Below are 21,527 nucleotides of genomic sequence, written 5' to 3' on the forward strand. Positions count from 1 at the left end.
CGCGCCCGTTTGGGCGCGCCTTGCCTTGAAAATCGTCCATTACCGTTCGCCGGTAATAGAAACCTGATCAGGTGTTCATCGAATCGAAGAAGTCGCCATTGGTCTTCGTCTGCTTCAGCTTGTCGATGAGGAACTCGATCGCGTCGGTCGTGCCCATCGGTGCCAGGATACGGCGCAGCACGAAGATCTTCTGCAGGTCCGCGCGCGGCACCAGGAGGTCCTCCTTGCGCGTACCGGATTTCAGGATATCCATCGCCGGGTAGATGCGCTTGTCGGCCACCTTGCGGTCGAGCACGATTTCCGAGTTGCCGGTACCCTTGAACTCTTCGAAGATCACTTCGTCCATGCGGCTGCCGGTATCGATCAGCGCGGTGGCGATGATGGTCAGCGAACCGCCTTCCTCGATGTTACGGGCGGCGCCGAAGAAACGCTTCGGCCGCTGCAACGCGTTGGCGTCGACACCGCCGGTCAGCACCTTGCCGGACGACGGCACCACGGTGTTGTAGGCGCGGCCGAGGCGGGTGATCGAATCAAGCAGGATGACGACGTCGCGGCCATGCTCGACCAGGCGCTTGGCCTTTTCGATGACCATTTCGGCGACCTGAACGTGGCGGGCAGCCGGCTCGTCGAAGGTCGAGGACACAACCTCGCCCTTCACCGAACGCTGCATGTCGGTGACTTCTTCCGGACGCTCGTCGATCAGAAGCACGATCAGATAGCATTCGGGATGGTTGGTGGTGATCGAGTGGGCGATGTTCTGCAGCAGCACCGTCTTACCCGTGCGCGGCTGCGCCACGATCAGCGCACGCTGGCCCTTGCCGAGCGGTGCCACCAGGTCGATGACGCGCGGCGAGATATCCTTAGTGGTCGGGTTCTCGACCTCCATCTTCAGCCGCGAGGTCGGATAGAGCGGCGTCAGATTGTCGAAATGGATCTTGTGCCGGATCTTCTCCGGGTCGTCGAAATTGATGGTGTTGACCTTGAGCAGCGCGAAATAGCGTTCGCCTTCCTTCGGGCTGCGGATCGGTCCTTCCACGGTGTCGCCGGTCTTCAGCGAGAAGCGGCGGATCTGGGAGGGTGAAATATAGATATCGTCCGGACCCGGAAGATAATTGGCGTTGGCGGAGCGAAGGAAGCCGAAGCCGTCCTGCAACACCTCGACGACGCCGTCGCCGATGATCTCGACGTCCTGCGCGGCCAGCTTCTTGAGGATCGCGAACATCAGCTCCTGCTTGCGCATGACGCTGGCGTTCTCGACCTCGAGCGATTCCGCGTAAGCGATCAGCTCCGGCGGCTTCTTGTTTTTGAATTCGGTAAGTTTCATTTCCTGCATGAGAGGAGCCTGAATGTAAAAATGGGAAAATGGGTCGGCGGGTGAAAAAGTGCCGAACGCAACCGGAAGGCGGGAATTGAATGCGGTGCGTGACGAGGAGAGACCCGTCTTGTACCGTCACACTATCCAAAGAGCAAGGCGCGAAATTATGCCTCGGCTCAAGCTTTTTGCCGCTTCTGGCGTGCCTGGGTTGAGAAAGACAAACCCGCGGACAAGAATTTCCTCGAAACCGGCCTGCCAAGCCAAGATTTCGAACCCCTACTGCGTCGACCAGAAAATCGGAATCGATTTTCGGCAGGCACAATGCAGCGGATTCAAAAAGTTCAGGGCGCCCTTTATGCGCCCGCTTGGACGCGCCGATGCCTCAGAACGGCTTCACGATCACCAACACGACGATGACGATCATCAGCAATGTGGGGATCTCGTTGACGATCCGCCAGTGCCTCGCTGGTTTTTCATTGCGGTCCTCGGCGAATTTGCGCACCGCGCCGACCAGATAGCCGTGCACGGCCGAAAGCAGCACCACGGCACCGATCTTGGCGTGCAGCCAGCCGCCGTGGAAGCCGAAGCCCTTCCATGCCAGCCACAGGCCAAAGGCCCAGCTGATCACCATGGCGGGGTTGATGATGCCGCGCAGCAGGCGCCGCTCCATCACTTTGAAGGTCTCGGACTGTTCGGAGCCGCGTTCAGTCTCGGCATGATAGACGAAGAGCCGCGGCAGATAGAGCATGCCGGCCATCCACGAGATGACCGCGATCACATGCACGGCCTTGGCCCAGGGATAGAAATCGGCCGGCGCCAACAGATAGAGCAGCGCGGTGAGGAACAGGAAGATGGCGATGGCGATGGCTGCCCGCCGCAGTGCCTGACCACCGCTGCCCGTATTTTCGGTTGCGCTCATCGACGGCTCCTCACCTGTTTCACCATCGCCTCGACATGGGCAATCGGCGTCTCCGGCGTGATGCCGTGGCCGAGGTTGAAAATCAGCGGCCCGTCGCCCAGCGTGTCGAGGATCGCCGCCACACCCTCCTCCAGCGCCCGTCCGCCGGCCACCAGCCGCAGCGGATCGAGATTGCCTTGTACGGCGCCGCCCTTCTGCAGCGCCTTCGCTGCGGTCAGCGGCACGGTCCAGTCGAGGCCGAGGCCCGTTATACCCGTCAGCGAGCGATAGGACGCATAGTTGAAACCGGCACCCTTCGGAAAACCGATGATCGGCACTTCGGGATAGACCGCACGCACCCGCCGCACGATCTCGGCTACCGGCTCCACGCAGAAGGCCTGGAAGGACGCCTCGTCCAGAACCCCGGACCAGGAATCGAAGATCTGCACCACATCCGCGCCCGCCTCGATCTGGCGGATGAGATAGGCGGCGGACTGCTCGGCCAGCACCGCCAACAGGCGTCGCATCGCCTGCGACTCGCGATAGGAAAACAGCCTGGCCGGCGCCTGGTCGGGCGTGCCATGGCCGGCGATCATATAGGTGGCCACCGTCCACGGCGCTCCGCAGAAGCCGATCAGCGTCGTCTCCTCAGGCAATTTACGGCGCAGTTGGCGCACGGTTTCGTAAACCGGGGCCAGATTCACGTGAAACAATTCGGTGTCGAGTTCGTCGATCTCATCGGCCCGGATCGGCGTCAGAAGCGGCCCACGGCCCTCCTCGAAGCGCAAATCGCGGCCGAGCGCATGCGGCACGACAAGAATATCCGAGAACAGGATCGACGCGTCGAAGCCGAAGCGTTCGATCGGCTGCAGCGTCACTTCCACGGCAAGGTCTGGATTGTAGCAGAGGTCGAGAAAGCTGCCGGCGCGTTTCCGGGTCTCCCGGTACTCCGGCAGATAGCGGCCTGCCTGGCGCATCATCCAGAGCGGAGGTGGCGACACCGTCTCGCCCTTCAGTACCTCAAGAACGGTCCGTTTGGCTGCCATGCGCTCGCTTTCGAAAGCCTCTTATAAATCTAATAGGATTTTTAAAGAGTCTTCTAATTCTATGAGTCTGTTTGAATCGGGAATGCCGAGCTGTCCAGCATCGGCGCCTGAAATGCCAGCCCGCATAATGTCGCGTGTTGTTCTCCGCGCCCTTGGGAACAGTGTGGAAAAGTCGATTCTTCGTTCGGATTCAAGGTACTGGCCACCTCTTGCCGCGCGATCGCCTGTGGAAGGCTGACAGCCAGATTCCATCGTCCCCAGACTTCTCCCCAGACGCCCGAAAAAGCTGACAACGCCATCAATTGTGGACAAACAGGCATCTGATACAGTCGGCCGGACCAGACCGGTGCGTTTGCCCCCACTTGTCCACATTCACCCACAGCACCCCGCGAGCCCCTGTGAACAAACCCCAGAGCTTCTTCCACCTCCACCTGATTTCCGACGCCACCGGCGAGACGCTGCTGGCCGCCGGCCGGGCGGCATCGGCGCAATACAAGGATGCGCGCGCCATCGAGCACATCTATCCGCTGATCCGTACCGAGAAACAGCTGATGAAGGTGTTCGACGATATCGAGGAAGAACCGGGTATCGTGCTTTATACAGTGGTGGATCAGGCGCTTGCCCGCCGTATCGACGAACGCTGCGCCGCCATGGGCCTGCCCTGTGTTTCGGTGCTGGAACCGGTGCTGACCGTTTTCCAGTCCTATCTCGGCACCCCGGCCGGGCGGCGGGTGGGTGCCCAGCATGTGCTGGACGCCGAATATTTCCGTCGCATCGACGCGCTGAACTTCACCATGGAGCATGACGACGGCCAGTTGCCGATCGACATGGAACAGGCCGACATCGTGCTGATCGGCATTTCGCGCACCTCGAAGACGCCGACCTCCATCTATCTCGCCAATCGCGGCATCAAGACCGCCAACATCCCGATCGTGCTCGGCGTGCCGGTGCCGCAGGCACTGGTCGAGGCCAAGACGCCGCTGGTCGTCGGCCTGGTGGCCACCGCCGAACGCATCTCGCATGTCAGGCAGAACCGCCTGCTGGGTTCCACGCCCGGTTTCGATTCCAACGGCTATGTCGACCGCGCCGTCATCAACGAGGAACTGGCCTATGCCCGCCAGATATGCACCCGCCACGGCTGGCCGACCATCGATGTCAGCCGCCGCTCCATCGAAGAGACTGCCGCGGCCATTGTCGGGCTGATGCGCGAAAAGGCGCGCTAGCGCGCCTGAAAGGGCCGCGCGGGTTTTTCCTTCCAGTCTCGTCGGGCATGCTATAGCCGGGACGAAACAGCGCGCGGAGCAAACATGGCCGAGAAACTCATCCTCGCATCGGGCAGCCCGTTCAGGTTGACGATGCTGAAGAATGCCGGGCTCGATGTCGAAGCGGTGCCGGCTAAGGTCGACGAGCGCGCGCTCGAGGCACCGCTTCAAGGCAGCGGTGTGTCGCCCGAGGACGTTGCCGCCATCCTGGCGGAAGCCAAGGCGGTCGAGGTAAGCGAACGCCGGCCGGGCGCGCTGGTGCTGGGCTGCGACCAGACGCTGTCGCTGGGCGACGAGGTGTTCCACAAGCCGGCCGACATGGAAGGCGCGCGGCGCCATCTTCTGGCGTTGTCCGGCAGGACGCATCAGCTGAACAGCGCCGCGGTGCTGGTGCGCGACGGTGCGGTGCTGTGGCGGCATGTCGGCATCGCCAACCTCACCATGCGCAACCTCACCCCGGCTTTCATCGGCCGACATCTGGCGCGGGTCGGCCAGAAGGCACTCGCCAGCGTCGGCGCCTACCAGATCGAGGGCGAAGGCATCCAGCTGTTCGAAAAGGTCGAAGGCGATCATTTCACCATCGTCGGCCTGCCGCTGCTGCCGCTGCTTTCCGAACTGCGCAACCTGGGTGCCATCGATGGCTGATCGGAAGAAAGCTTTCGTGGTCGGTCATCCGGTCGCCCATTCGCGGTCGCCGAAGATCCACGGCCACTGGCTGAACAGCTACGGCATCGCCGGCAGCTACGAAGCGATCGATGTCGCGCCCGGCGATATATCAGCGTTCCTGTCGTCACTTGCCGGCAATGGCTTCAGTGGCGGCAACGTCACCATTCCGCACAAGGAAGTGGTGTTCGCGGCACTCGGGCGACGCGACGAGGCGGCCGAGCAGATCGGCGCGGTCAACACGCTGTGGTTCGAGGATGGCTTCTTGTGTGGCGGCAACACCGACGCGCATGGCTTCGCCGCCAATCTCGACGAACATGCCCCCGGCTGGGCGGGGAACGGGCCGGCGGTCGTGCTCGGCGCCGGCGGAGCCGCCCGCGCCGTCATCCATGCGCTGAAGGAGCGTGGGCTCAAGGACATCCGCATCGTCAACCGCACCGTGGCGCGGGCGCGGGAGCTGGGCGACCAGTTCGGCGCCGGTGTCTCGGCGCATGGTGCGGATGCGACCGCCGCGCTGCTCGGCGATGCCGGCCTGCTCATCAACACCACGGCGCTTGGCATGCATGGCAATGAAGGCCTGCCTGCCGATCCCGCCGGCTTGCCGGCGCATGCGATCGTCACCGACATTGTTTATGTGCCGCTGGAAACGCCGCTGCTCGCCGCCGCCAGGCAGCGCGGACTGAAGACCGTCGACGGGCTGGGCATGTTGCTGCACCAGGCGGTACCCGGTTTCGAGCGCTGGTTCGGCCGCCGGCCCGAGGTGACGCCGGAACTGCGCGCCATGATCGTCGCCGACCTGGAGACCAGCCATTGATCGTTCTCGGCCTCACTGGCTCCATCGGCATGGGCAAGTCGACCGCGGCAAAAATGTTCGCGGAGGCCGGCGTGCCGGTGCACGATTCGGACGAGGCGGTGCATCGTCTTTATGCCGGCAAGGCAGCACCTCTGGTCGAGGCCGCCTTTCCCGGCGTCACCCGGGATGGCACGGTCGACCGGGCACTGCTTGGCCAGCGTGTGCTGGGCGATGCCGCCGCGCTGAAGACGCTGGAAGCCATCATCCATCCGCTGGTGCGCGCCGACGCCGACGCCTTCCTGGCGCGCCATCGCGCCGCGGGTGCCCAACTCGCTGTGCTCGACATCCCGCTTCTGTTCGAGACCGGCGGCAGAAACCGCGTCGACAAGGTGGTGGTGGTGAGTGCGGCGGCGGCGGCGCAGCGTGAGCGCGTTCTGTCCCGCCCCGGCATGGCCGAGGAAAAGTTCGCCGCCATCCTGGCGAAGCAGGTGCCGGACGCCGAAAAGCGCCGCATGGCCGACTATGTCGTCGACACCGGCAGCAGTTTCGAGGAGACGCGGGCGGCCCTTGCGGCGATCATAGCCGAGCTAACGGGGGAAAATGGCGGCAATGACGCCGGCTGACCTTGCGGGGCGGCCAGGCGGGCTCCATTTTCGGGTCAAACGAAATGCGCCGGCATCCCTCCCCGGAGAGATGATATGGGCCGCGGAGCGTCTGTGATGCGCGAGATCATCTTCGATACAGAAACCACCGGCCTCGACGCCCGCGAGGATCGCATCATCGAGCTTGGCGGCGTCGAGCTGGTCAACCGGTTCCCGACCGGCCGCACCTTCCATAAATTCATCAACCCGCAGGGCCGCGCCATCAATCCCGAAGCCGAGGCGGTGCACGGCATCAGCGCCGCCCAGCTGGTCGGGCAGCCGAACTTCGCCGAAATCTGCGCCGAGTTCCTGGAATTCGTCGAGGACGCCAAGCTGGTCGCGCACAATGCCGGCTTCGACATGGGTTTCATCAACGCCGAATTCGGCCGTCTCGGCTACCCGGCGATCGGGCCCGAGCGCGTGGTCGACACGCTGGCGCTGGCGCGCCGCAAGCATCCCATGGGCCCCAATTCGCTCGATGCGCTGTGCCGTCGCTACGGCATCGACAACAGCCACCGCACCAAGCACGGGGCGCTGCTCGATTCCGAACTTCTGGCCGAAGTCTATGTCGAACTGATCGGCGGCAAGCAGGCCGCACTTGGCCTGGATGCCGCTTCGCAGGCCAGTCGTCGCGGTGCCGGACGGGCGGCGGTGGCGCCGCGACCGGTCCCGCTGCCGCCGCGCCTGACCGAGGCCGAACGCGAGACGCACCAGCGCATGGTCAAGACGCTGGGCGAGAAGGCGCCGTGGCTGAAATTCGACGGCGGCAAGGCCGAGGCCGCCGAGTAAACCTTGGGCAGCCTGCCTGAGGGCACAAAAAACCCGGCGCGAGGCCGGGTTTTTCAATTCTGCTTTGGCGACAGCTGATTAGCTGACCAGCACCTTGGAAGCGGCCTGATCCTCGGCCAGCTTCTGCTGGAACATCTGCGCGAAGTCGATCGGGTCGAGCATCAGCGGCGGGAAGCCGCCATTACGCGTGGCGTCCGAGATGATCTGGCGCGCGAACGGGAACAGGAGCCGCGGGCATTCGATGAACAGGATCGGCAGCATGTGCTCCTGCGGGAAGCCGGCGATGTTGAAGACGCCGCCATAGACCAGCTCGACGTTGAACAGCACTTCCTTGTCGAAGGAGGCCTTGGCGTTGAGCGTCAGATGCACGTCGAACTGCGCGTCCGAGAGCGGATTGGCGTTGACGTTGACGCTGATGGCGATGCCCGGAGCCTTGTCGCGGCCGCGCAGCGAGTTCGGCGCGCCGGGGCTTTCGAACGAAAGGTCCTTCACATACTGGGCCAGAACGTTCAGCGTCGGCTGCGCTCCGTTGCCGTTGCCAGCCTGCGCTTCATTGTTGTCGGCCATGAGCCATATCCCCTTGCTGGGCCGCTCGGCCCCAATTGAAATCGGGGCGTTGGCTATCACGGCAGGCGCGCCAAGACAAGATTTGCCGCCTGTTCAATCAGCCCCGCTCATTCGTCCTTGAGGCGGCGCCAGGGCGAATCGGCATTGGGGCCGCGCGAAAAGTCCTCGGCGTCGAGATCGATGGTCTTGTCGCGACGACGCTGGCCGAAGCCGCCCTGACCGAAGGACGAGACCACGGTGACGCGGCTCTTGAGCAGGCGCCAGGCAAGGTCGCGCACCGGCGGCAGCAGGAAAACCAGCCCGATGATGGACGTGATGAAGCCCGGCACCATTAAAAGCAGCGCCGAAAACACGGTCATGGCGCCATGCGCCAGCGGCCGGCTCGGGTCACGGCCGGCGTCGATCTCGGCGCGCGCCGTGGCCATGGTGCTGAAACCCTGGCGTCTAAGCAGCATGCCGCCTAGCATGGTCGAGGCCAGCACCAGCGCCACCGTGGCCAGCGCGCCGACCTGCTTGCCGACGATGACGAAGCCGGCGATCTCCATCAACGGCAGCGCCAGCAGGAGGAAAGGAACAAAGGAAAGACGCACAATTCGCCCGTTTGTTGTATGTTTAGCCATGGCGACCAATCGCCGCTGGCGTTCACTATATCAAATAGGTATGCGCCGCTTGCGTTTGAATGATGGCGCGCCACGTTCTATATGGTTTTATAGTTTGACGATCAGTCGCGAAATGGAGGCGCGGCCGGTTGAGTAGATTGGCCACTTCGAGGATTGATTGGCGCAAGACATGGCATTTTTCGACTTCGGCACGATTTTCTTCCTGGTTGCGGCGATCGTGATCTTTTTCCAGCTGCGTAACGTGCTGGGCCGCCGCACCGGCAGCGAGCGGCCGCCCTTCGATCCCTATACGGCCGGGCGTTCGCGCGACAAGGATTCGGCCCAGGCGCAGGAGAACGTCGTTTCGCTGCCGCGCAAGCGCGCGCCGGGCGATGCCCCCGCGCCCGACGTCTATGCGGCGATCGATGCTTTCGCCAAGCCGGACACCGACCTCAACAAGGGCCTGCGCGCCATCAAGGACAACGACACCAGCTTCGAGCCGAAGGGTTTCGTCGACGGCGCCAAGATGGCCTACGAGATGATCGTCATGGCCTATGCCGACGGCGACCGCAAAACGCTGAAGAACCTGTTGTCGCGCGAGGTCTATGACGGCTTCGTTGCCGCCATTTCCGACCGCGAGGCCAAGTCGGAAAAGATCCAGTCCTCCTTCGTCGGCATCGACAAGGCCGACATCGTCTCGGCCGAGATGAAGGGTTCGGAAGCGCACATCACGCTGCGCATCGTCAGCGAGCTGATTTCGGCGACCCGCGACAAGGCCGGCACCGTCATCGACGGCGACCCGGAGACGGTTGCCGAGGTCAAGGACGTCTGGACGTTCGCCCGCGACAGCCGCTCGCGCGATCCGAACTGGAAGCTCGTCGCCACCGAGGAAGAAGACTGAGCCGGAGCCGCGCCGGTGCCGTTGTCGCCCCTCCTTTCGGCGCGCTCCTATGACGATCTGCCCGGCTGGGCAGACGACGACCACCTCGCCGCCTTCGAAGCCTTCCGCCGTTCGGCATTCCATGTACCGGTGAAACCCTACCGCACGGGCGCGCTCGGCATCGATTTCACCGCTTTCCATCAGGCCTATGAGGTGGCGCGCGCGAAGCCGCCGACGGACCGGGCCGCGGCCCGCGCTTTCTTCGAAAACCATTTCGCGCCTGTCCATGTTGCCGCCGAAGGCGATGGCGGCGGTCTCGTCACCGGCTTCTACGAGCCGGTGGTGGAAGCCTCGCCGGTGCGCACCGAAACCCATCGCTGGCCGCTTTTGGCGCGCCCAGTCGACCTGATCGACATCGACGACACCAACAGGCCTGCCGGCATGGACCCTTATCTGGCCTTTGCCCGGCAAACGGCGGCCGGGCCGGTGGAATATCACGACCGGGGCACGATCGAGCGCGGTGCGCTGGCCGGCCAGGGGTTGGAAATCGCCTGGTTCGCCGACAAGGTCGATGTCTTCTTCATCCATGTGCAGGGCGCCGCCCGCCTCAACATGACCGACGGGCGGCAATTGCGTGTCACCTATGCCGCGAAATCCGGCCAGCGTTTCACCGGGCCGGGCCGCGTGCTGATCGATGCCGGCGAAATTCCCTTCGAAAAAGTGACGATGCAGTCGATCCGCGCCTGGTTCAAGGCGCATCCGGAGCGCGTCGACGAAATCCTGTGGCAGAACCGCTCCTTCATCTTCTTCCGCATCGCGGCCGTCGACGATGCCGGGCTTGGTCCGGTCGCCGCGGCCAAGGTGCCGCTTTCCGCCGGCCGCTCGGTGGCGGTGGACCGGCTGTTGCACACATTCGGCACGCCTTTTTATATTGATGCGCCGACGCTGACGGCATTCGGCGACGGACCGTTCCGCCGGTTGATGATCGCGCAGGACACCGGCTCCGCCATCACCGGCCCGGCGCGCGGCGACCTGTTCGCAGGTTCCGGCGACGCCGCCGGCGAGATCGCCGGCGTGGTGCGCAACCAGGCCGATTTCTATGCGCTGGTGCCGCGCGCCCTGCTCGACGGGGCGGCGGGATGAGCCGGCGCGCCGAAAAACCCCTGTCGGAAGAGGATCGGGTTCTGTGGAACCTGGTGGCGCGCTCGGCCAAGCCGCTCAAAGGCAAGGCCACGCCCGAATTGCCGGAACTGATCGCGCCACAGGCACCGCAGCCCGGACCGGTTCCCGCTGCAACGACCATTGCCACGCCGGCCAAGCCGAAGGTTCAGGCGGTGCGGCATGTGCTGGACGAGCCGACGCTGGACAAGCTGTCCAAGGGCCGCTTGCCGATCGAGGGTCGTGTCGACCTGCACGGCATGACGCAGGACGAAGCCTACGCGCTGCTGTTCTCCTTCCTGCACCGCGCCCATGCCGGCGGCGTGCGTTATGTGCTGGTCATCACCGGCAAGGGTTCTTCGTCCGGCGGCGACGGCGTGTTGCGCCGTTCCGTGCCGGCCTGGCTGTCGACACCCGCCTTTCGGCCGCTGGTTTCCAGCCATGATCATGCCGCCCGCCATCACGGCGGCGGCGGCGCGCTTTACGTGCGCCTGCGGCGGGCGCGGGCATGACCCCGCTCGGCGAGCGCATTCGCGTGCTGCGCGAGGAACGCGGCGTCAGCCAGAAGAACATGGCGGCGGCGATCGGGGTGAGCGCTGCCTATCTGTCGGCGCTCGAACACGGCAAGCGCGGCGTGCCGAGCTGGACGCTGATCCAGAAGATCATCGGCTATTTCAACATCATCTGGGACGATGCCGAGGATTTGCAGCGGCTGGCCGAAAGCTCGCACCCCAAGGTCAGGATCGACACGTCGGGCCTTTCCCCCGCCGCCACCGAGCTCGCCAATCTGCTGGCTGACCGTATCGGCAAGATGAACGACGCCGATATCGGGCGCGTCACCGCGCTGGTGCGGGACATGGCGGGAAAAAGATGATCACTTACCCTTCCCCACATGGGGAAGGTAAACGCTACGCCGCCTTGTCGCGCACCTGATAGTCCTTGATCGCGGCGAAGCGGATCGCTTTCCAGCGCTCGGCCTCGTAGTTCAGCGAGAATTCGTGCTGGGCGAGGAACACCGGGTCGTTGTCGAGATCGCGGGCAATGTCGCCGCGATGCGCTTCGACGAAGCGCGTCAGGTCGAGCTTGTCGTCGGCGTCGATCCAGCGGCAGATCGAGAAACGCGACATCTCGAAATCGACCGGCAGCGAATATTCGACGTTGAGACGTTCCTTCAGAACGTCGATCTGCAGCGCGCCGACCACGCCGACGATGGCCGGTGAGCCGTCTTCGGGCTGGAACAGCTGCACGACGCCTTCCTCGGCCATCTGCTGCAGCGCTTCTTTCAGCTTCTTCGCCTTCATGGCGTCGCCGAGGCGAACGCGACGCAGGATTTCCGGCGCGAAGTTCGGCACGCCGCGGAACAATATGTCCTCGCCCTCGGTCAGCGTGTCGCCGATGCGCAGCGTGCCGTGGTTGGGGATGCCGACGACGTCGCCGGCATAGGCCTCGTCGGCGGTTATGCGCGAGCGGGCGAAGAAGAACTGCGGCGCCGACAGCGACATCGGCTTGCCGGTGCGCACGAGCTTGGCCTTCATGCCGCGCTTGAGCTCGCCCGAGCAGACGCGCACGAAAGCGATACGGTCGCGGTGGTTGGGGTCCATGTTGGCCTGGATCTTGAAGACGAAGGAGGTCATCTTCTCTTCCGTCGCCTCGACCTTGCGGGTGTCGGCCTCCTGCGCGCGCGGCGCCGGGCCGAAAGCGCCGAGCGCCTCGATCAGGTCGCGTACGCCGAAATTGCGCAGCGCCGAGCCGAAATAGACCGGGGTCAGGTGGCCCTGGCGGAAGGCTTCCAGGTCGAACGGCCGGCAGGCCTCGCGCGCCAGCTCCAGCTCCTCGATGAAGGCCGGGCGGTCATTGTCGGGCAACAGGCCGGCGGCGCGGTTGGAATCCGGGCCGTGCACGGGCGTGCGCTCTTCTTCCTCGTCGTTGCGGCGCACCGCGTTCTCGGCCAGGTGATAGGTGCCGGCGAAGGTCTTGCCCTGGCCGATGGGCCAGGTGATGGGCGCGGTGTCGAGCGCCAGCTTCTGCTCGATCTCGTCCAGGATCTCGAACGTGTCGCGCGCTTCGCGGTCCATCTTGTTGACGAAGGTGATGATCGGGATGTCGCGCAGGCGGCACACCTCGAACAGCTTCAGCGTGCGCGGCTCGATACCCTTGGCGGCGTCGATCACCATGACCGCCGAATCCACCGCCGAAAGCGTACGGTAGGTGTCGTCGGCGAAGTCCTCGTGGCCGGGCGTGTCGAGCAGGTTGAAGACGTTGTCGCCATATTCGAAGGTCATCACCGAGGTGACGACGGAGATGCCGCGCTCGCGCTCGATCTTCATCCAGTCCGAGCGGGTCTGGATACGGTCCTTCTTCGCCTTGACCTCACCGGCCAGCTGGATGGCGCCGCCGAACAAAAGCAGCTTTTCAGTCAGCGTGGTCTTGCCGGCGTCCGGGTGCGCGATGATCGCGAAGGTGCGGCGGCGGGCCACCGCCTTTTCGATGGTTTCGGTCATTTTTTCAGGAATTCCGTTCGTTGCGCCGGCTTCTACCAGCGACAAACCCGCCTGTCGAACGGAAACGGCGGCCAGCGCATGACCCAGAAAATCGGAATCGATCTTCGGAAAGGGTCATGCGCCGACTCAAAATGTCAGAGCGTCCTTTGCGCGTCCAAAAGGACGCGCGGCGTTCTAGAGGACCGCGCGCAGCCGCTCATAGGTCGGCGCCAGCTTCAGCAATTGCGTGGCCGCCGTCTTGTCGTCGCCGACCACCAGTGGGTGCTGCAGCGAGCCGATGAGGCGGGCTTGCCCGGCGGCGATCGCTGCCGCCTCCGTGCGGCCGATACGCGCAAGGCAAGTCGCGGCGTCGTTGGCGCGGCGGGCGCCGACGCGGATGGCGAAGTGGATCATGTGGCTGCGCAGGCCGTCGTCGCAGCCCGCTTCGATCATGCCGGCCAGCCGTTCCGCCGCCGCGCCGTTGCTGAGGCTGCCCTCTGGCATGCCGGACACACCTTCCATGGCAAGCCAGCGTTTTGCCGCCGGCAGCGACGCCTCGATCATCTCGAGCTCGCTGCGTTCGGCGACGCGCCGGAACGCCGTCCGCATCGCATAAGGCGTGCCATAACTCAGCGTCTTCGCCGCCCAGGCGGTCATGAAATCGGCCAGCGGCAGGGTCGCATAAGGATAGCCCTGCGGATCGTGCATCAGCACGCGTTCCCCATCGACCTCCAGCATCACGACATAGTGGTCTGCCTCGATCGGGCCGCGCATGCCCGGCTGGTGGTGCAGATGCCCCATCTCGAGCGGACCGACCCAGGCAGGACCATTGACGAGCGCCGCCTTCAACCGGGCAAGCGCGTCGTCGGCCGTGCCGCGGCCTGAGAGGTCGGATGCCCAGCCCAGCGCATCGAGCGTGTCGTCGAAACCTTGTTCGGGATCCCAGCCATAGGGGTCGAACAGAGGCAACTTGCCGCCGATCAATTGCATGCCGAACGGGCTCGACGTGGCGAATTCGATCACGGCGACGGAGGGCGCCGCATTGCCGAACATCATGGCGAAGGAGTTGGCGTAGCAATATGGGCCGGAGCCGACATAGTTGACATGCATGCGTTGGGTTTCCTCAGGAACTGATTGGATAGGCGATGTCGAAGCGCGCGCCATCGCTGCCGGGATAGGTCTCGGACGGGCTGTCGGCGGCGGCGAGACCGTTGCGTTCGATCCACGCTTCGAGCGCGTCGTAGACTGCGAGCACCAGCGGGAAGTCCTCATGGCCCGCCGGCACCGGCACGAACGCCTCGCGCCGTGCCGACAGCAGCCGGACATGCAGGTCGCCGACCGGTTCGACCGGGCCTTCGCAGGCGATCGCGACCTCCACCCAGCCTTCGCTGTCGCGGGTGGTGAAATCGTGATGGTGCACGCTCATCGGCCCGTCATGGGCGAGGCCAGAAGCGGCAAGATGCGCGCGGATGTCGGGCTCCGCCTGCGCCATATAGGCGTCGAGATCGGCCACCGTCACCAGCCGCCTTCGGCTGACGATCTTGGTGGCGGGAACGTCACGCAGCGCGATCGAGAGTGCCGGTCCCCCGAAATCGGCCTGGCGCACCATCGCCTCGACCAGTTCGGCGTGACCGGCAAGGCGTTCGCCCTGTGCCTCCAGCCAGGTCCGCAACTCCACCCCGCGCGCCTGTGGTGAAAGGTCGAGCAGGGCCGCGACGCGCGCCACCGGCAGGCCGAGCTCGCGCAAGCGGGCGATCAGCCGGGCACGCGGCGCCTGCTCCGGCGCGTAGTAGCGGTAGCCGGTCTGCGGGTCGACATGGGCAGGCACCAGCAGGCCCTGCTCGGCATAGAGCCTGAGCGCCTTGGGCGAGAGCCGGGTGGCGGCGCCGAAGCGGCCGGCAAGCAGATGGGGACGGGTCATGGCGCCTGTCTAAGGCCTGCCCCAAGGGCGAGGTCAAGCGCTCATCGCGGGTGTTTTTCGACCGTCGGTCAGAGCGCGAGATCGAAGCCGCTTGCTGCCAGCGTCTCGCCATTGACGATCAGCTCGACGCGGTGATGACCGGCATGGTGCTTGCGGGTGGTGAAATCGCGCACGGTCTGGCCGATCGAAAATTCGGCGCCGGCGCCGGGCGCCAGCGCGATCTCCTTCAGCTTGAACACCTTCTTCGATGCCGTGCCGGCCTTCTTCACATAATGGACGGCATAGTCGACCACGAGTTTCTGCTCCGTCGCGGCGCTGGAGACGAGGCGCGCATCGAGCTGGATGCGCTCGCCGAGACGGATTGCCGCTGGCGTCACTGAAAAATGGCCGATTTGAACCTCGGGCTTGCCGGTGGTGCCGATCAGCGCCAGCGCGCGCGGCTCGCCCTTCTTGATCATGGTGCGCAGAGCGTGCCTGACGATCCAGGCGGTGTGAGCGTTGCCCATCTCCCAGGCCGAGACCTGCGCGATCACCCGGTCAGGATTGTCCTTGGTGATGTCGTTGAGGTGGTTGGCCACCGACTTGCGCACATAGAGGCTGGGGTCGCTGTTCAGCGCCTCCAGGATCGGCGCGGTCGGCGCCGGGTCGGCGATCAGGTTCTTGAGATTGAACGACCATGGCAGGCGCGGGCGCGAACCTTCGCTGGCCAGGCGCCGCACATGCTCGTTGTCGTCCTCGGCCCAGCCAACCATGACAGCAAGCGTGCGTTCGAAGTCGCGGGCGAGGAAATGGCGGATGGCGAATTCAGCCGAGCCGTAGCGGGTGAACAGATGCAGCGCCCACATCGACAGGTCGAAATGGTCCTGCCCGTAGAGTGCGACGAATTCCGGCAGCACGATCGAGGCGAAGCCGTGATTGATGCGCGGCGCCAGCGCGGTCAACACCTCGAGCGCCTCGCCATAGGCGCCGGGCAAGGTGGCATGGAAACTCACCGCCGTCTGGCGCAGCCGCTGCATGATGCCGAGCGCGTCGAGATTGTCGGTGGCGAGCGCCAGGAAACGTCCAGCGTCGAAACCGGGAGAAATGGCCGCCGTCTCCGCGGCGAAATGGCCGAGCCGCGCGCGGTCGAAAATCTCCTTCAGCGCCGGCGCGGCCTGAGTTGCGGTGTTGTCCATATGCTCATCCTGTTCTGCCTCGTCAGCCCTGACGAATCGTGGCGGCACGCTACACCAGCCTGCTGTCAACGGACTGTCAGGAGCCTTGGCCGGCGCGCGGCTCTACAGCACAAAACGACGAGACCTGCATCATTCTTGACCAATCATCAGTTTGTGCTTATGATTAGTGATGACTTATGATTATGCGCAGATAGCCGCCCTGGCCGATCCTACCCGGCGAACCATCTTCGAAAGGGTGGCGCAGCGGCCTTGCTCGGTGGCCGAGATCACGCGCACGCTGCCGGTGTCGCAATCGGCGGTGTCGCAGCATCTCAAGGTGCTCAAGGAGGCGCGGCTGGTGCGCATGCAACCCCAGGGCGCGCGCAACATCTATCACATCGACCCGGCCGGTCTCGGCCGCATGCGGGCCTGGCTCGACCAGCTCTGGGGCGACGCGCTCGACGAATTCAAGCTCAAGGCGGAAATGGAGGACCAGACATGACAGCCACGATTTCACCGTCGCCGGTGCGCCGCTCGGTCACCGTCAAGGCAAGCCCGGCGCGGGCTTTCGAGGTCTTCACATCGGGCTTTTCGAGCTGGTGGCCAAAGACCCACAGCATCGGCACCGTCCCGCTCAAAACGGCGATCATCGAGCCTCGTGCCGGCGGGCGCTGGTACGAGACCGGCGAAGACGGCAGCGAATGCCCATGGGGCGATGTGATTGCCTGGGAGCCGCCGCAGCGCATCGTCCTGGCATGGCGTATCGGCACGGACTGGAAATTCGATCCCGATCTCCTCACCGAAGTCGAGGTCAGGTTCGTTCCCCTCGCCGGCGGCGGAACCCGCGTCGATCTCGAACACCGGCTGCTTGAAAACATGGGCCCGAAGGCCGAGGAAACGGCCGTGATGCTCGATTCCGAGGGCGGTTGGGGCGGCATCCTCCAGGGCTTCGGCACTGTGCTCGACGCTACGGCCTGACACGATCCGAACTTTGCGAACAAACGGCCCGCCATCGTTTGCGGGCCGTTTGTTGTCGTTGACCGCCATAACCGACAGGCGGATAATATCCGCAAAGGCGTCGATCATTCGACGCCGCTCCACAGCGCCGCGCGTCCCTTCGGACGCTCAAGGGGCACTGTGGACCTCGAGTTGTGCACGACCCGTTCGGAGAATCGATCCCGGTTTTTGGTCATGCACCAGCGATCCAGGAGGTCGCTATGACCATCCATCAGGAAGTTCATTTCAAAGGCACGCCGAAGGACATCTACGACCTGCTGCTCAACTCCGCCCGCTTCCAGGCAATGACGGGCGGACGCTCGGCCCACATCTCGACGCATGAGGGCGGCGAGGTGTCGATGTTTGGCGGCGACATCGAAGCCCGAAACGTCGAACTGGTGCCCAACCGCCGCATCGTCCAGACCTGGCGCTCACGCACCTGGCCAGAAGGCATCTTTTCGATCGTCCGTTTCGAGTTGCAGGCCGATGGCACCGGCACCAGGCTTGTCTTCGACCAGAACGGCTATCCCCAGGCTACCCATCATATGCTCGAAGACGGTTGGCAGAAGATGTACTGGGGGCCGATGAACCACGCGCTGAAGCATCACTGAGCGGCAGCCAGAGCGGCGTCACTTAGGCCCGCCGGCAATAGTCCGAAGGCCATTCACGCGTCGTCGCCTTGGCGCGCCAGATCGACATGCTCCGCCAAGCGCCCGCTGTCGTCCCAAAACTATCTGGACAGTGTCGGCTTCCATCCCGTTGGGTTGCCGGAGAGGTCTATGCGCCAATGGTGGAGGCGAGCGAAAGACGGGGCGGTTGCCCTCATTCGGCCGCGACGGGACGTCTTTCCGAAATCGGCGCGAAAGGCCGGATGACGATACCGGCCCTGGTCATGGCGACGAAGCTGGATGGCGGCACCGGCTGCCATTCGGCGTTCTCGCGGTCAAAGGGCTCGGAGACGATGCAGCGGCCCGTGCCGTCGCGAAACGACGAGGTGTAGAGCGTCGGCGCCGTCGCGTCGGTGGCGTAGCGCACCGCAAACAGCGTCTCGCCGTCGGAAAAAGCGGCGGTGAGTTTCAGCGCCGGGTCGATGCCGGCATGCCGCGCCGCCGAGACCACCCGGGCGGTCGCGCGTTCGAGCGCCCCTTGCGGGTCGTCGTCCAGCCCCTCGTCGATCATCAGGAGGAAAAACAGCTCGGAATCGGTGGTGCCCTCGAGCTGGTCGTAGAGCGCGTCGGGCAGCGTCGCCTCCAGGGCGCGGCGGATGCGCTCGAAGCCGCCGATCTGGCCGTTGTGCATGAACGCCCAGCGGCCCGACACGAAGGGATGGCAGTTGGCGCGGCTGGTGGCGCCGCCGGTCGAGGCCCGCACATGCGCCAGGAACAGGCCGGAGCGGATCTGCCGGCACAGGCTTTTCAGGTTCGGATCCGACCAGGCCGGCAGGATGTCGCGATAGAGGCCGGGCTCGGCGCGGCCGCCATACCAGGCAAGCCCGAAACCGTCGCCATTGGTCGGCGACTTGGCCTCCTGCGCGCAATGGCTCTGTGCGATCAGCGAATGGCATGGCGCGGTGACGATGTCTTCCAGGAAGACTTCCTCACCGAGATAGGCCGCCCATCGGCACATTCTGCTCAGCGTCCTTCAGGCGCCAGGTTCGGGAGGCTCGAAGCCTCCGGCAGGGTTACGCCTGCGGCCGCCGGTTGTGGGTGCGCTCGTAGAGCTGGCGGATGGTCCTGCTCGCCGTAGTCTCGAACAGGAAGGGTAAGAAAGCGTGAATGAGCGCGGCCGAGCCGGCCAGGAACAGCTTGCCGGCGAACCAGCCGGCAAAGCGCATGTGCTCAAAATAGGTTTCGTCGACCGAGTGTGGATGGTCGGTGAACAGGCGGGCGATGCGCGCGGTCATGTGATTCTCCCATTTCTGCCGCCATGGTTCCACGCTTTGACGGAACGAGAGTCCCAAATTGTCCTTGTTTCAGGGTCATGATTGGGACAAACATCCCAAGATGGAGCATGAACTCGATACGATAGACCGGCGAATCCTCGCCGAGCTGCAACGCGACGGCACCTTGTCGGTGGACCAGCTTTCCGAGCGCGTCGGCCTGTCGCGCAACGCCTGCTGGCGCCGGGTGAAACGGCTGGACGACGAGCGTTTCATCATCGGCCGCGTCGCCCTGGTCGATGCCGACAAGCTCGGCCTCGGCTTGTCGGTGTTCATCATCGTGCGCACCTCCAGCCACGACCCGGACTGGCTGGCGAAGTTCCGCGCCGCGGTCACTTCCTTTCCCGAGATCACCGGCGTCTACCGCATGTCGGGCGATCTCGATTACGTGTTGCGCGCCCGCGTCGCCGATGTGAAGGCCTATGACCGGCTCTACCAGCGCCTGATCGCCAAGGTGCCGCTGTCCGACGTCTCGGCCTCCTTCGTCATGGAGGAAATCAAGGAGACGACGGTGGTGCCGGTGGAGGTTCGGTAGGCAATCGCCGGACAGCGGTGCCCGATGACGTTCTGGACAACAGCGGTTTGAGCTCATATGTTACAACCGTAACATTGAGGCACAACCATGGTATCATTGTCCTGGCTTCTCCTCACCTACAAGGTACCGCCGGAACCCGCCGCCAAACGCATCGCGCTGTGGCGGCGCCTCAAGGGCATGGGTGCGGTCTATCTGCAGAACGGTGTCTGCCTTCTGCCCAAGACCGACGACCATGTGCGCCGGCTGAAGATGATCGAGAACGACATTCTCGAAATGGCCGGCGAATCCGTCATCCTGGAAACCGTCGCGCTCGACCGCGCGCAGGAGGAACGGGTGGTGCAGCGCTTCCGCGCCGACCGCGACGACCAGTATCGCGAGTTCCTCGGCCGCTGCGCCGATTTCGAAGCCGAGATCGCCAAGGAGATCGCGATCAACAAATTCACCTATGCCGAGCTTGAGGAGGAGGACACCGACCTCAAGAAATTGCAGGGCTGGCTTGAGAAGATCAGGAAGCTCGATTTTTACCAGGCGACGCTCGCCGGGGAGGCAGAACAGCGCTTGCGCGCCTGCGAGGCCCTGCTGGACGGATATGCCCGGCGCGTCTTCGATGCGCATGACGAGAACCGCTGAGATGGGCGGCCAGCAGGGCACCGGCAAAGATCGGGCGGACGGGGCTCGCCGCGGGCTCCCGGCGGGCGTCTGGGCGCTCGGTTTCGTCTCCATGTTCATGGACATCTCCTCGGAGATGATCCACGCCTTGCTGCCGGTCTATATGGTGGCGGTGCTCGGCACCTCGACGCTTGCCGTCGGCATCATCGAAGGCATCGCCGAGGCGACGGCGTCGATCACCAAGATTTTCTCCGGCGCGCTCAGCGACTGGCTCGGCAAGCGCAAGCTGCTGGCGGCGCTGGGTTATGGTCTTGCGGCGATAACCAAGCCCATCTTCCCGCTGGCGCCGTCGATCGGCTGGCTGGTAACCGCGCGTTTCATCGACCGCGTCGGCAAGGGCATTCGCGGCGCGCCGCGCGATGCGCTGATCGCCGACATCACGCCGCCCGAACAGCGCGGCGCCGGCTTCGGGCTGCGCCAGTCGCTCGACACTGTCGGCGCCTTTGTCGGGCCGTTGCTGGCGATCGTTTTGATGTGGCTGACCGCCAATCATTTCCAGGCGGTGTTCTGGATCGCCGTCATCCCGGCCTTCGTCGCCGTTGCCCTCATCATTGTCGCCGTCAAGGAGCCGAAGCGCGTCGAGGGGCAGCGCCGGGTGCGCATGCCGTTGCGGCGCGACGAACTCAAGCGCCTCGGTCCGGCCTTCTGGTGGGTGGTGGCAGTGGCCGCGATCTTCACCCTCGCCCGCTTCAGCGAGGCGTTCCTGATCCTGCGGGCCCAGTCGATCGGCCTGCCGCTGGCTCTGGTGCCGATCGTCCTGGTGGTCATGAACCTTGCTTATTCGCTTTCCGCCTATCCCGTCGGCGTGCTTGCCGATCGCATGGACCGCCCGACCCTGCTTGGCCTCGGCCTGGTATTGCTCATAGTGGCTGACCTCGCACTGGCGTTCCTGCCCAACGTGGCAGGGCTCGCGGCCGGCGTTCTTCTATGGGGGCTGCATATGGGTTTCACGCAAGGCCTGCTGGCGACCCTGGTCGCCGATGCCGCCCCGGCGGAATTGCGTGGAACAGCTTTCGGCATGTTCAACCTCGTCACCGGTCTCGCCTTGCTGGTCGCGAGTGTCGTCGCCGGCGCCCTATGGGATCAGTTCGGACCCCAGGCCACCTTCCTTGCCGGCGCGGCCTTTGCATTGCTCACCCTGATCGCGCTTTTATCCATGCGCCGCCGCCTGTCGGCGAAAGCCGGTTAGCTGGCTTTTCAACCGCCGTGGCAGACCGCTTCC

General features: G+C 64.6%; 26 protein-coding genes. 15 read left to right on the forward strand and 11 right to left on the reverse strand.

The window, feature by feature from the left end; translation table 11 throughout:
- Positions 1-67: 67 nt before the first annotated feature.
- The 3 genes from rho to hemE form a co-directional block, all read right to left on the reverse strand.
- A complete protein-coding gene (rho, locus tag AB4136_RS01960; RefSeq protein ID WP_024923280.1) occupies positions 68-1,333 on the reverse strand; it encodes a transcription termination factor Rho in 1,266 nt (421 codons plus the stop codon).
- A 364-nt stretch (positions 1,334-1,697) separates the two neighbouring features.
- Positions 1,698-2,234 (reverse strand): protoporphyrinogen oxidase HemJ, encoded by a 537-nt coding sequence (hemJ, locus tag AB4136_RS01965; protein WP_024923281.1) that lies wholly within the window; start codon positions 2,232-2,234, stop codon positions 1,698-1,700.
- Positions 2,231-3,259: a uroporphyrinogen decarboxylase gene (gene hemE, locus AB4136_RS01970; RefSeq protein WP_024923282.1), complete on the reverse strand. Its 1,029-nt coding sequence runs from the start codon at positions 3,257-3,259 to the stop codon at positions 2,231-2,233. Before hemE ends, hemJ begins: the two co-directional genes overlap by 4 nt.
- 398 nt (positions 3,260-3,657) lie before the next feature.
- On the opposite strand from hemE, the gene AB4136_RS01975 reads away from it, so the two are divergent.
- The 5 genes from AB4136_RS01975 to dnaQ all read left to right on the forward strand — a co-directional run bounded on the left by AB4136_RS01975 (position 3,658) and on the right by dnaQ (position 7,407).
- Complete coding sequence (locus AB4136_RS01975) at positions 3,658-4,482, forward strand: pyruvate, water dikinase regulatory protein (RefSeq protein WP_024923283.1); 825 nt, start codon at positions 3,658-3,660, stop codon at positions 4,480-4,482.
- An 84-nt stretch (positions 4,483-4,566) separates the two neighbouring features.
- Positions 4,567-5,166, forward strand: coding sequence for a Maf-like protein (locus tag AB4136_RS01980; RefSeq protein WP_024923284.1), 600 nt, complete (start codon positions 4,567-4,569; stop codon positions 5,164-5,166).
- Positions 5,159-5,998, forward strand: coding sequence for a shikimate dehydrogenase (locus AB4136_RS01985; RefSeq protein WP_024923285.1), 840 nt, complete (start codon positions 5,159-5,161; stop codon positions 5,996-5,998). Before AB4136_RS01980 ends, AB4136_RS01985 begins: the two co-directional genes overlap by 8 nt.
- Positions 5,995-6,600: a dephospho-CoA kinase gene (coaE, locus tag AB4136_RS01990; RefSeq protein ID WP_024923286.1), complete on the forward strand. Its 606-nt coding sequence runs from the start codon at positions 5,995-5,997 to the stop codon at positions 6,598-6,600. Before AB4136_RS01985 ends, coaE begins: the two co-directional genes overlap by 4 nt.
- Positions 6,601-6,696: 96 nt before the next feature.
- The gene (gene dnaQ, locus AB4136_RS01995) at positions 6,697-7,407 is read left to right on the forward strand and encodes a DNA polymerase III subunit epsilon (protein ID WP_024923287.1); all 711 of its coding nucleotides are present in this window, start codon (positions 6,697-6,699) and stop codon (positions 7,405-7,407) included.
- 78 nt (positions 7,408-7,485) lie between these two features.
- On the opposite strand, the gene secB is transcribed toward dnaQ, so the two are convergent.
- Both secB and AB4136_RS02005 read right to left on the reverse strand, forming a co-directional pair.
- Entirely contained in the window at positions 7,486-7,974 is a 489-nt protein-coding gene (gene secB / locus AB4136_RS02000) for a protein-export chaperone SecB (RefSeq protein WP_024923288.1), read from the reverse strand.
- A gap of 107 nt (positions 7,975-8,081) precedes the next feature.
- Positions 8,082-8,564, reverse strand: coding sequence for an FxsA family protein (locus AB4136_RS02005; RefSeq protein ID WP_024923289.1), 483 nt, complete (start codon positions 8,562-8,564; stop codon positions 8,082-8,084).
- 199 nt (positions 8,565-8,763) lie between these two features.
- Between AB4136_RS02005 and AB4136_RS02010 the strand changes: the two genes are divergently transcribed.
- From AB4136_RS02010 to AB4136_RS02025, 4 genes are read left to right on the forward strand one after another with little or no spacing between them, the layout of a single operon-like run.
- Positions 8,764-9,474 (forward strand): Tim44/TimA family putative adaptor protein, encoded by a 711-nt coding sequence (locus tag AB4136_RS02010; RefSeq protein ID WP_024923290.1) that lies wholly within the window; start codon positions 8,764-8,766, stop codon positions 9,472-9,474.
- A 15-nt stretch (positions 9,475-9,489) separates the two neighbouring features.
- Complete coding sequence (gene mltA, locus AB4136_RS02015) at positions 9,490-10,596, forward strand: murein transglycosylase A (protein ID WP_024923291.1); 1,107 nt, start codon at positions 9,490-9,492, stop codon at positions 10,594-10,596.
- Complete coding sequence (locus AB4136_RS02020; RefSeq protein WP_024923292.1) at positions 10,593-11,123, forward strand: Smr/MutS family protein; 531 nt, start codon at positions 10,593-10,595, stop codon at positions 11,121-11,123. The genes mltA and AB4136_RS02020 overlap by 4 nt, the downstream gene beginning before the upstream one ends.
- Positions 11,120-11,485 carry a helix-turn-helix domain-containing protein gene (locus tag AB4136_RS02025; RefSeq protein WP_024923293.1) on the forward strand — a complete coding sequence of 122 codons (366 nt, stop codon included), beginning with the start codon at positions 11,120-11,122 and terminating at the stop codon, positions 11,483-11,485. Before AB4136_RS02020 ends, AB4136_RS02025 begins: the two co-directional genes overlap by 4 nt.
- Positions 11,486-11,519: 34 nt before the next feature.
- On the opposite strand, the gene AB4136_RS02030 is transcribed toward AB4136_RS02025, so the two are convergent.
- The 4 genes from AB4136_RS02030 to AB4136_RS02045 form a co-directional block, all read right to left on the reverse strand.
- Entirely contained in the window at positions 11,520-13,112 is a 1,593-nt protein-coding gene (locus tag AB4136_RS02030; protein WP_024923294.1) for a peptide chain release factor 3, read from the reverse strand.
- A 174-nt stretch (positions 13,113-13,286) separates the two neighbouring features.
- Entirely contained in the window at positions 13,287-14,201 is a 915-nt protein-coding gene (locus AB4136_RS02035; RefSeq protein ID WP_137900341.1) for a hypothetical protein, read from the reverse strand.
- A 13-nt stretch (positions 14,202-14,214) separates the two neighbouring features.
- The gene (locus AB4136_RS02040; protein ID WP_137900340.1) at positions 14,215-15,012 is read right to left on the reverse strand and encodes a MerR family transcriptional regulator; all 798 of its coding nucleotides are present in this window, start codon (positions 15,010-15,012) and stop codon (positions 14,215-14,217) included.
- Positions 15,013-15,080: 68 nt separating this feature from the next.
- A complete protein-coding gene (locus tag AB4136_RS02045) occupies positions 15,081-16,187 on the reverse strand; it encodes a DNA alkylation repair protein (RefSeq protein ID WP_137900339.1) in 1,107 nt (368 codons plus the stop codon).
- A 169-nt stretch (positions 16,188-16,356) separates the two neighbouring features.
- Here AB4136_RS02045 and AB4136_RS02050 point away from each other — a divergent pair, with 169 nt between their 5' ends.
- The 3 genes from AB4136_RS02050 to AB4136_RS02060 all read left to right on the forward strand — a co-directional run bounded on the left by AB4136_RS02050 (position 16,357) and on the right by AB4136_RS02060 (position 17,773).
- Positions 16,357-16,668: a metalloregulator ArsR/SmtB family transcription factor gene (locus tag AB4136_RS02050; RefSeq protein WP_137900338.1), complete on the forward strand. Its 312-nt coding sequence runs from the start codon at positions 16,357-16,359 to the stop codon at positions 16,666-16,668.
- Positions 16,665-17,144 (forward strand): SRPBCC family protein, encoded by a 480-nt coding sequence (locus AB4136_RS02055; protein WP_137900337.1) that lies wholly within the window; start codon positions 16,665-16,667, stop codon positions 17,142-17,144. Before AB4136_RS02050 ends, AB4136_RS02055 begins: the two co-directional genes overlap by 4 nt.
- A gap of 239 nt (positions 17,145-17,383) precedes the next feature.
- Entirely contained in the window at positions 17,384-17,773 is a 390-nt protein-coding gene (locus AB4136_RS02060; protein ID WP_137900336.1) for an SRPBCC domain-containing protein, read from the forward strand.
- 211 nt (positions 17,774-17,984) lie between these two features.
- Here AB4136_RS02060 and AB4136_RS02065 read toward each other — a convergent pair whose 3' ends face one another.
- Together AB4136_RS02065 and AB4136_RS02070 are read right to left on the reverse strand one after the other, a co-directional pair.
- The gene (locus AB4136_RS02065; protein ID WP_137900335.1) at positions 17,985-18,788 is read right to left on the reverse strand and encodes a class II glutamine amidotransferase; all 804 of its coding nucleotides are present in this window, start codon (positions 18,786-18,788) and stop codon (positions 17,985-17,987) included.
- A gap of 55 nt (positions 18,789-18,843) precedes the next feature.
- On the reverse strand, positions 18,844-19,065 hold the full coding sequence (locus AB4136_RS02070; RefSeq protein ID WP_024923302.1) for a DUF6356 family protein: 222 nt from the start codon (positions 19,063-19,065) through the stop codon (positions 18,844-18,846).
- 100 nt (positions 19,066-19,165) lie between these two features.
- On the opposite strand from AB4136_RS02070, the gene AB4136_RS02075 reads away from it, so the two are divergent.
- From AB4136_RS02075 to AB4136_RS02085, 3 genes are all read left to right on the forward strand, one after another.
- On the forward strand, positions 19,166-19,636 hold the full coding sequence (locus tag AB4136_RS02075) for an Lrp/AsnC family transcriptional regulator (protein ID WP_137900396.1): 471 nt from the start codon (positions 19,166-19,168) through the stop codon (positions 19,634-19,636).
- Positions 19,637-19,723: 87 nt separating this feature from the next.
- Complete coding sequence (locus AB4136_RS02080) at positions 19,724-20,266, forward strand: Chromate resistance protein ChrB (RefSeq protein WP_024923304.1); 543 nt, start codon at positions 19,724-19,726, stop codon at positions 20,264-20,266.
- Between the two features lies 1 nt (position 20,267).
- Positions 20,268-21,494 carry an MFS transporter gene (locus AB4136_RS02085; protein ID WP_024923305.1) on the forward strand — a complete coding sequence of 409 codons (1,227 nt, stop codon included), beginning with the start codon at positions 20,268-20,270 and terminating at the stop codon, positions 21,492-21,494.
- Positions 21,495-21,527 lie beyond the last annotated feature (33 nt).

Origin of the sequence: Mesorhizobium sp. 2RAF21 (genome assembly GCF_052115345.1) — a bacterium.
GTDB lineage: Bacteria > Pseudomonadota > Alphaproteobacteria > Rhizobiales > Rhizobiaceae > Mesorhizobium > Mesorhizobium terrae.